5 protein-coding genes and 1 pseudogene are annotated in these 9,270 nt (G+C 67.3%); 1 reads left to right on the top strand and 5 read right to left on the bottom strand.

Annotated features, from left to right (window positions below):
- The 5 genes and pseudogenes from EB084_13105 to EB084_13085 all read right to left on the bottom strand — a co-directional run.
- Positions 1–1,184, bottom strand: a 1,184-nt coding sequence (locus tag EB084_13105) for a hypothetical protein (protein ID NDD29195.1), incomplete at its 3' end; no start/stop codon positions are given.
- 662 nt (positions 1,185–1,846) lie between these two features.
- Positions 1,847–4,918: a response regulator gene (locus tag EB084_13100; GenBank protein ID NDD29194.1), complete on the bottom strand. Its 3,072-nt coding sequence runs from the start codon at positions 4,916–4,918 to the stop codon at positions 1,847–1,849.
- Between the two features lie 2 nt (positions 4,919–4,920).
- Positions 4,921–7,017 (bottom strand): EAL domain-containing protein, encoded by a 2,097-nt coding sequence (locus tag EB084_13095; GenBank protein NDD29193.1) that lies wholly within the window; start codon positions 7,015–7,017, stop codon positions 4,921–4,923.
- 85 nt (positions 7,018–7,102) lie between these two features.
- Positions 7,103–7,501, bottom strand: a complete 399-nt coding sequence (locus tag EB084_13090; protein ID NDD29192.1) for a hypothetical protein — start codon at positions 7,499–7,501, stop codon at positions 7,103–7,105.
- Positions 7,502–7,963: 462 nt separating this feature from the next.
- Positions 7,964–8,068: pseudogene (locus EB084_13085) on the bottom strand (peptidoglycan-binding protein).
- Positions 8,069–8,910: 842 nt separating this feature from the next.
- Here EB084_13085 and EB084_13080 point away from each other — a divergent pair.
- The coding region (locus tag EB084_13080) for a hypothetical protein (protein NDD29191.1) at positions 8,911–9,270 on the top strand (360 nt) is incomplete at its 3' end.

Here is a 9,270-nt window from a genome sequence, read left to right as displayed (position 1 = left end):
GCGTCGAAGTCGGCCACGCGCATCGACGCGCCGGGGATGCGCTGCTCGAGCGCCGCGAGGGCACGGGCAAGGGTGGCACGCTCGTTTCCCCAGAGCAGCGCCTGCCGGCTGGCAGCGGGAACCAGCCCTTCGAGAACCACGGCGAACCCGTCTGCACCCTCCACGAAGCGGGGCGTGAGATCGCGCAGCGCCAGGCGTGCCAGCATCGACAGGGCGCGCGCGTCGGAGGTGGGCTCGTGCGAGAGCCGTCGCGCGCTTCGCCAAGGACCGCCACACCGCAGGCAGACGCGCACCATCTGCGCGTCTTGTCGCTCCAGCTGGAGCACGGCCCGGACCACCAGCCCGTCGATGATGGGCAGCCAGGCGCAGGGCTCTTCGAGAGGGCTGTCTTCCGCGTGCTCGAGCCGAACGCTGGGCGCCGGTCGATGCATCGCCACGGGGCGTCGATCGTCGGTACGCCCCAGGGCGTGGAGCGCCTCTCCTTCCGGCAGCTGGGCCCGCAGCTGCGCGAGGCTGAGCCGCTCGAGCTGCCCGAGGGTCTTGAATCCGAGCCAGCCCAGTCGTTCGAGGGCGCTCGCCGAGACGCCGGCGGCACTCAGGAGGCCGAGGGGGAGTCGCTGGCGGAAGCGTGTCGCCTCTCTGTCCGGCACGGCGCAAGCCTTACCGGGCCTGGCGCTCAGGGCCGCCAGGAAAGAGGTGGCGCGATCATCGGCGACCCCCACGCTCGCCCGTGCCCATCGCGCGAGCACATGTGGGTCGATGTCGACGGGGGCGAGCACCGCGATGCCTTCGTTCAGGCTTGTGTCGAGGGCCTGGGAGGCTGTGACGGATCCGGCTCGAGGAGACCTCAGGTCGCCTGCGCCGTTGCCTGCAGCCCGCGTGATGAAGACGCCGCTCAGCGCGGGCTCTACCCAGGGTGTGCGGGTGGCGAGCGCCTCGATGAGAAGGTCCCAGGCCAGTCTTGTCCGGGGGCCGGGATGCGCGCGCACGATTGCATCGGGCGCTTGCGCGCGGGCGCGCTCGATGGGCCATCCGCAGGCGATCCCGGTGGCCTCGAGCCGCTCGGATCGGGCGGCGACCCGACCGCTCTGCTGCACGATGATGTCGTGACCGCGCAACGCCGGCTCGAGCTGCTCGATCACCCAGACGGGGAAGTCGCGGATGTAGAGGGTGGCGAAGCGCATGGGTCCTCCTGGGGTTCAGGAAATGCCGCACACCCTTCTTTGAGGTGGCGGGTGGAAAAGCGCATGGGGTTTTCTGGGCGTGCGGGAACAGCGGTGGGATGAGGCACCCGAACGGAATCAGCACAGGGTCACGGCGCTCTCGACCTCGACCTTGCGGCGCAGCGGCTTGGGTATCGTACCCTCGACCGCGCGGGCGCGACGCCTGGCGGGCAGGGGAGGTCGCCTGCACCGGTCGGGCCGTGCTGCATGGCCATGGTAGTGTACGTTTGTACACTTGTCAAGGGAGACTGTGGGATGGGGACGGATGACCATCGGCGGTTCGGGCTTCTGGCAAGCGCCTGGCGCGCGTCACGCAAGTGAAGCCCCGAGGAGATGCCACGCTCGGGGGCGCCTGGGCTCGCCTGCTGAACACGGGCTGCCCGAGAGGCTTCTGCACCGTGGTGGACAGGCCGATGTCCCCCACGACACCGTGGTGGACAGACCTCTCCGGCAGGCGCCACGGGCAGCTGCGGCCCCGTGTCCCCCACGCCACCGTGGTGGACAAGCCGATGTCCCCCACGCCACCGTGGTGGACAGACCTCTCCGGCAGGCGCCACGTGCAGCCGCGCTCCCCGCACCGCCGCGCCCCTGCCATGCAGCGCGCAGCCTCCGGGGGAGGCAACTCAGGCTGAGGCTGACGCGTTGATTCGCTGACGCAGTGCGTCGAACTCCTCGCGCAGGCGCTCGAGCTCGGGCTCGAGCTGGAGGATGAGCGCGCGCGCTTCCCCCTCCTTCGAGGCGTATACCGCTTCCTGGATGCGCTTGCAGGTGGCGACGAAATCGCGCGCCCCCATGGTGGAGCTGGCGCCGATGAGGGTGTGCAGGAGGCTTCGCATGGCGGCCGTGTCGTTGCGCTCGCTCTCTGTCTTGAGCGACGCGATGCGCTCCTGGGTGTCCTTCACGAAGTTTCCGCACAGCTCGGCAAACCAGGCGTCGCCTGAGGCCTGGGCCAGCATGATGAGGCGTCGGGCGGCGTCGGCGTCGAGCACCGAGCTGCTGGCCAGCTCGACGCTGTCTTCCGACGGGATCTCGACGGGCTTCACCTCAGCGGTGACGAAGCGGCGGAGAACGTCTTCGAGATCCTGCATCTTGACCGGCTTGCACAGGTAGTCGTCAACCCCGGCTTCCTGTGCGCGACGACGTCCGTCCTCGTACGCATTGGCTGACATGGCCACGATGGGGATCTGCTGCCACCCCGCGTAGCGCTTGCGAATCTCGATGGTGGCGGTGCAGCCGTCCATCTCGGGCATCTCGAGATCCATCAAGATGAGCTTGTAGGTCACCGGCGCGCGATCGAGGATGGCCAGCGCTTCGAGGCCGTTGCCGGCCACATCGGCGGGGAAGCCCAGGCGTTCGAGCAGCGACACGGCAACCTTCTGGTTGGTGGCATTGTCATCGACCACCAGGATGCGATGCTCTGCGCCGGCCTGCGGTGCGTCAGTCGGCTCATCGGTGCTGATGGGCTCAGGCGAGGCCAGCGTGGCGGGGAGCGTCACAGCGACAGCCACAGCCGAGTCGGCGAGTGTCATCTCCTGGGCCGGCAGCGCAACCGATCTCGCGCGTGCCAGCACCTGCAGCAGGTTGTCGGTGCGCAGCGGGTGGAACACGCACTCCACGCCTGCGTGCATCAGGCTTGTGTTGCGGGCGTCGCGCCAGCTCGACAGAACGACGACGCGCGTGTCGCCCAGCGATGCGTCGGTTGCCATGCGACGCATCAGCTCCGTGGTTCCCGGTTCCGGCAGCGTGGCATCGAGAAGGGCGAGATGGTACCGATGGCCTGTCGTGCTCGCCTCTTGCAGAAGCTGCCAGGCCCCTTCGACATCGCCGCAGCTGCTGTGGGTCAGCCCCCAGGCGCTCAGTGTCTCCCCGACGACATTGCGCACGGTCTCGTTGTCATCGACGATGAGCACCCGGCTGTCGGCGAGCGGTCCCAGCTCCGGCTCGGAGGGAGACGTGCCGTCGGGATCGGGGGAGAACGGCAGATGCACGATGAACGTCGATCCCTTGCCCGCCTCGCTCGTCACGCTCACGTCGCCCCCCATCAGACGAGAGAGCTGCCGTGTGATGGCCAGCCCCAGGCCCGATCCGCCGAAGCGACGCACCGTGGAGGCGTCGACCTGCGAGAAGCGGGCGAAGATCACCTCCAGCTTCTCCTGGGGAATGCCGATGCCCGTATCGTGCACCGAGATCATCGTGCCCACCCGATCATCATCGACGGGGGCGGGCTCCGACTCAGCGCGAGGCGGCGGTTCCGCCGGTACGACGTCGATGAAGACCATGCCGCGCTCGGTGAACTTCACTGCATTGCCCACGAGGTTGATGATGATCTGGCGCAGCCGGATCGGGTCGCCCTTCACGAAGCGAGGAGCGCCCGGCGCGTGGCGCACGACGAAGTCAAGGCCCTTGGTCGCCGCCGCGAACGACACGATCTCGGCGGCCTGCGCCACCATGCTGCGCAGATCGAACGGCACGGTCTCGAGGGTGAGCTGTCCCGATTCGATGCGAGCCAGGTCGAGAACGTCGTTGAGCAGGGTGAGCAAGGCGTCGGCGCTCGAGCGCGCGATCTGCACCGAATCGCGCTGGCGCTGGGTGAGGCGGGTGCTCGCCAGCAGCTCGAGCATGCCGATGATGCCGTTCATGGGGGTGCGGATCTCGTGGCTCATGGTGGCCAGGAAGTCACTCTTGGCGCGGTTGGCGGTCTCCGCCGCCAGGCGCGCCTTCTCGAGCTCGCGCTGGGCGAAGTCGCGGTCGGTGATGAGCCCTCGCATGCTGTGGTTGAGCTGCTCAAGCTGCTGGGTGCGATCCCGCAGCTGGTTGAGCTGGAGCTGGCTTCGCTGCGATACCTCTGACTCGAGCTTCTGGAGCTTCTCCTGCGATTGCTGCATGCGCTGCAGATCGGTGAGCAGGCTTGCGAGCACGCCGAGATAGGCCACCAGGCGGAGCAGGTGGCCGAGCGCGGAGGCGGGGTCGGCCGGAGACACGGCGGAAGCCAGGAAGGGGGCCTGCGCCGCGATCAGGAGGATCAGGAAGATCACCATCCAGTGATCCCGTGGATGGCGCGCCCACTGTCCCGCGCGGAGCCAGACGATCAGGGAGAGCGCCAGTGCCGGGATCGGCAGTAGCTCGAGCGGCGCGGGGAGCACGCGACTAGGGATGCCTCGCGCCAGGCTCCATCCCACCAGAAGCGTGACGACCAGGGCGGCGGCGGTGACCACGGGCGAGGTCCGGCGCTCCGCTTCCGCGGCCTGGCGGTCGCCAGGTCGGCAGTGAGCGGCGATGAGCGTGAGCACCGAGAGGAACATGAGGGGGGCCACGTCGCCCACGCGCGCGGCCTGATCGAGGCTGCCGTCGAGGCCGACGTGGAACGGGAGAACGACCATGGCGTTGAACCACTCGAACAGCGCGGTGCCGAGAAAGCCGGTGCCGATGAAGAAGAGTCGCGTGTCAGAGGGGGCGCGGCTTCGGAACAGGGCGAGCATTCCGCAGGCCATGGCAAGCGAGGCGCAGCTGGCCTCGAGAACGAGGTAGATGACCGGGTCGGTGCGCAGATCGAGATTGCGCACCAGAACGAACAGCCAGATGGGAATGAGGCTGACAAGAAGATAGATCAGCGCGCTGCGTCGGTCATCTGCTTCGTCTTCGGCCGCGTCGTCAGCGGGGGGGATAGGCGGCTGCGTTGTTCCGCTGCCTGCCACGGTCAGCCTTCGCGTCCGGTCACGGGCGCAGGTGATGGCGCCGCGGCGAACCCGTGGTTCTTCACCACGAGTCCCTGCGCGGCGTCGGCGTCAACGGGCTTCGAGTAGTAGAAGCCCTGCACGAACTCGACGTTCAGGGCGCGCAGCGCCTCGACGTGCGCCGCCGTCTCGACGCCCTCGGCCACGACACGCATCCCGAGGTTGTGCGCCAGGAGAACGATGGTCTGCACGATCTTGGCGCTGTCCTCCTCGGTCTCCATGCGCTGCACGAAGGCGCGGTCGACCTTCAGCCGATCGATGGGGAAGCGCTGGAGGTAGCTGAGCGATGAGTAGCCCGTGCCGAAGTCGTCGATGCTGACGCCGATGTCGCGGTTGCGCAGCTGCTGCAGCACGCCGCGTGCCACCTCGCTGTTCTCCATCATCGCGCTCTCTGTCACCTCGAGATGGAGGTGCTGCGGAAGTATTCGCGTACGCTCGATGGTTGCGTCGACCTGACGGAGGAAGTCTGGCAGGGCCAGCTGGCGGGTGGACAGGTTCACGCTGATCGAGAGCTCGACGCCCAGCTCTTCTTTCCAGCGGGCGGTCTGCGCGCAGGCGTCTTCGAGGATCCACGCGCCAATGGGCACGATGAGTCCGGTCTCTTCGGCAACCGGAATGAACTCGAAGGGCGGCACGAGCCCCATCTCGGGGTGCTGCAGCCGGATCAGCGCCTCGAAGCCCACGATCTTGTCGGTCTGGAGGGAGATGATGGGCTGGTAGAAGGTTCGGAACCAACGATTCTCGAGGGCCTGGCGCAGCACGGTCTCCATGTGGAGGCGGCGGGCCATCCGGGTCTGCATCGCGGAGTCGAACATCTCGATGCGCCCTCCCCCCAGGGTTCGCGCGTGGTGAGCGGCGATCTGGGCATCGCGGAGCACGTCTTCCGGTGACTCGTACGCCCCCGTCGACTGGGTGATGCCAATGCTGGCGCTCGGGTAGATCTCCTTTCCGCCGAGGGTGACCGCGGTGCGCACCACCTCGAGCAGATGGGCCGCCACCCGCTGCACGTCATCGAGGCTGCGGAGATCATCGAGCAGCACGACGAACTCGTCTGACTCGAGCCGGGCGATGGAGTCGCCCATGCGCAGGGCCTCCTGGAGCCGCCGGGAGAGCGCCACGACGAGCTGGTCGGCCAGGGCGTGCCCGAGGCTGTCGTAGTACATCTTGAAGTTGTCGATGTTCACGCTCAGGATTGCGTAGTGGTAGCCTGGACGGCGGCGCGCGCGGGCCAGCGCGCGCACGAGCTGCTCGACGAGCAGGATTCGGTTGGGCATGCCGGTCAGCGGGTCGTACACGGTGCGGGCGGTGACGTCTGTCTGTGAGCCGGCGAGGCGCGTGGCGTTCCCCTCGGCGTCACGCACCGCCACGCCGCGCGACAGCACCCAGCGGTAGTTCCCCTGCTTGCTGAGCATGCGGTGCTCGCACTCGAAGTACGGTCGCTGGCCGGACTTGTGCTGCTCTAGGGCGAGGTCGAGCTTCTCGAGGTCTTCCGGATGCACCCGCTTGCGCCATTCGAACGGTGCGCTGCCGATCTCGTGCTCCTCGTAGCCCAGCATGAGCTTCCAGCGAGGGGAGTAGTAGACGGTGTCGGTGAGCAGGTTCCAGTCCCACAGGCCATCGTTGGCGCCGCGCATGGCCAGGGCGTAGCGCTCCTCGCTCTCGCGCAGGGCCTGTTCGGCGGATTTCAGGGCCAGCTCTTTCTCGATTCGCGCGAGCAGCACCGTGAAGTCGACCGGTTTGGTCACGTAGTCGTTGGCCTGCAGCTTGAGCGCGGCCACCGCGTCGGAGCTCTCGTGACTCGCCGTCATGATGATGACGGGAAGCACGCGGATGGCGGCGTTCTCGCGGATGGCGCGCAGTACCTCGAGGCCGTCGATGTCGGGCATGCGCAGGTCGAGCAGCACGAGGTCGAACTTCTTCGTGCCCGCAAGCTCGAGCGCGCGGGTGCCATTCTCGGCGACCGTGACGTCGTACCCTTGTACCTTGAGCAGCTGTGCGATGACGGCGCCGTTCGTGCGATCGTCGTCGACAACCATGATGCGGGCCTTGGTGCGAGCCATGTGTGCTCCCTCGAGTTGCGGCCATCCGGCCGCTGCAAGGAAAGATTTGCTTTCGAGGGGGGGGTTCCCTACTCGATGGAGCGGATCAGTTCGCTGGAGGGGGGGCTTCGGGAGCCGCCTCCTCTGCGGGGGCTACCCCTCCGAACGCCTGTTCGTATCGTTCGCGCAGCGCGGGCTGGTTCGCCTCGAGCCATTCGACGCGCTTGCTCAGGTGAGGATGGACGCGCGCCACCTCGAGCAGCACCAGCGCCTTCTCCACCACCTCAGCCTCGCTGGAGCCGCAGAGCACGCGAAGCCGTGCGACGTTGGTTGCACTCAGGTTCTTCTGGCGAACGAACCCTTCGAGCTCATCGAGGCTCTGGCGTCGATGCTGCTCGCTCGCGGGGAGCTTCTGACACGTCTTGCAGACGCGGGCGCGCCGCCCCGCCGAGGTGAAGCGGTCGAGGGAGAGCTTGCGGCAGCAGACCTTGCAGTAGTGTGTCACGCCGTGCGATTCACGACCCGCGGCGTCGATCCTGCAGGGCTGCCTTGCACATCTTCGCTGGTTGGGGGGCGGCGCTAGCGCCCTGTCTCGCGCGGGGGGGCTTCCGGTGACGCGCTGGCGCCCTCTGACGGGGCGTGTTCACATCTCGTCGCAAACCGTCAACAATTGGCAACACGTCTTCAACACCCTGGCAACAATCTGTTCTCACGCCGTTCTCGAGACGGACAAACGAGCTGCGTATACTGAGCTCACGAGGAAGAACTGAAACGGAGGTCTCTCAGATGATGCTCAACGCGATCGGCTCCACACTTCAAGCCCCCCCGGCCCCCTTCGCCCCTGGCGCGCAGATGGGGGGCACGCCGACCATGATGGCGGTGCTCATCCAGGCCCCCATCGACACGTTCGAAGAGGCATCAGGCTGCGACTGCCAGGGTGAAGGCCTTCCGATGATGGGCGACTCCCTGATGAACCCGATGATGATGAACCCGATGATGATGAACCCGATGATGATGCAGATGGCGATGCAGATGATGGAGATGCTCCCGATGCTGGCGATGCTCTCGTCGATGTTCGGCTCGCTCACAGGGCAGGACGCCGTGTCGTCGCAGGCCGTCCCTTTCCAGGGTGCGTGCTCCCCCGCCACGAAGCCGGCGGTGTCCTCGGCGGCCCGCGCGATGAACCCCACCGCCGCGGTTGCGGCCCTGGCGTCGATTCCCCAGAAGACCGATATCGAACGGCTCGTCGAGAACCCGAAGGCCTTCGGTGTGGGCGCTGGAATGCCGGGCCTTTCGGCCTGGTCGAGAGAGGGCGACTTCCAGAAGGCCCTCGAGAACCGCTTCGCGCTTCCCTTTGACCAGATCCGCGACCGCTATGCGAGTGCGAAGGGCTACAACGCGAACGACGCCGAGGTCAGGCAGGTCTCGGCAGCCTCGATCTACATGCAGATGCAGGTGGAGAGCCGCAACGGCAAGATCGCGCTCGACGGCGTCGATGCGGGTCAGATGGGCGGTCGGGGCAAGCTCATCGGCATCGGCGTTCCCGTGATCGGCCCTGCCGGGGCGAACGTGGCGTTCGATCAGTCGAAGCCCGGCTCGGCTGACCAGATGTCGCTCTACAACGCCTATACCGCGATCTGGCAGGCCGACAGCAGCGCGTTCGACAGCCGCGTCAAGCAGTCGCTTGCGCAGCCTGCGCTGTCGTATGCCCCGCCCAGCCCCCTCCAGATCCCTTCGGCCTTCGCCTCGCTGCAGCGCGCGGCGGTGGTGGAGAGCGCGCAGCACAGCCTGCAGGCCCGGCAGCATCTCAATGCCATCGACGCCAGCGGGAACGCCCCCTACTACATGCGTCACGCAGGATAGGTCCCCGCTGTGCTCAAAACCAGGAGCACAGCACACCGAAGGGGAACGCCTTTGACTCTCGACCCCCCCGAGCGAACCCTCATCCTTCCGGAACCGCCCTGGCCGTCTGGCCTTGATCTCGTCTACGGATATTCGCGCGGCCTCTGCGTCGCCTGGTCGTCGATGGTCGTCATCGATCGAGTCGCCGACGGGGGACCTCGCTTCGCCACCGCGCAGCGAGAGGAGCAGGAGGCGCGTCTCGAGATGCGGGTGCTCGATGTCGAGGCGTCTGACGGGAGCTTCCACGCGCTGTTCCGCCACGTGCCGATCTCCTATCGGATCGACGGCAATGAGGCGCAGCTCCCTGCGCCGACGCTGGTGTACGTGCTGCACGATCGATACGGGCGTGTCCTCGAGAGCACCGACGTCCAT

Source organism: Pseudomonadota bacterium, assembly GCA_010028905.1.
Taxonomy (GTDB): domain Bacteria; phylum Vulcanimicrobiota; class Xenobia; order RGZZ01; family RGZZ01; genus RGZZ01.
This window is presented reverse-complemented; position numbering and strand designations above follow the sequence as displayed.